1 protein-coding gene and 1 pseudogene are annotated in these 607 nt (G+C 61.9%); both read right to left on the bottom strand.

Annotated features, from left to right (window positions below):
• The coding region (gene rfbC / locus FMZ75_RS21240) for a dTDP-4-dehydrorhamnose 3,5-epimerase (protein WP_166146322.1) at window positions 1–459 on the bottom strand (459 nt) is incomplete at its 3' end.
• Window positions 460–487: 28 nt separating this feature from the next.
• Window positions 488–607, bottom strand: a pseudogene (locus tag FMZ75_RS21835) (dTDP-glucose 4,6-dehydratase); the annotation flags it as partial.

Genomic DNA, 607 nt, shown 5'->3' with positions numbered 1-607 from the left:
ATCGGGATCGTCGAAGGCGAGTCCGCGATCATGCGGCGCCGAATGGAAATTCGTCACCTTGTAGAGGACCTCCGTATCGGGTTCGAGCGTGCAGAAGCCATGCGCAAAGCCTTTCGGCACGATGAGCTGGCGCCAGTCTTCGGCGGAAAGCTCGACGGCGACATGGCGTCCGTAGCTCGGCGAAGAGCGGCGAATATCGACCGCCACATCCAGAATGCTCCCGTGCGCCACTCGCACCAGCTTGTCCTGCGCGAAAGGCTCTGTCTGGAAATGCAGCCCGCGAATGACGCCGATGTCGCGCGAGAGCGAATGATTGTCCTGGACGAAGCAGAAGGACGGCAGTCCGTGCTCCTCCCATCGCCTTTGATTATAGGTCTCGGAGAAAAAGCCGCGGGCGTCGCCGAACCGATCCGGCGTGACGATCTTGACGCCCTCGAGCGCCGTGTCTTCGACCTTCATACTATCCTCTTAGGGGCGGCGCTGGGCGTCACAGGGTGGAGCCGAGACGCTCGCCGCGATATTTGCCGGAGCGGATCGCCGACCACCACTCCTCATTGTCGAGATACCAGCGCACGGTTTTGCGCAGCCCGCTGGCGAAGCTCTCCTT

Origin of the sequence: Methylosinus sp. RM1 (assembly GCF_011378635.1) — a bacterium.
Lineage (GTDB): Bacteria > Pseudomonadota > Alphaproteobacteria > Rhizobiales > Beijerinckiaceae > Methylosinus > Methylosinus sporium.
Note: the sequence above shows the minus strand (reverse complement) of the source record. Positions and strands in the feature narration are given on the sequence as shown.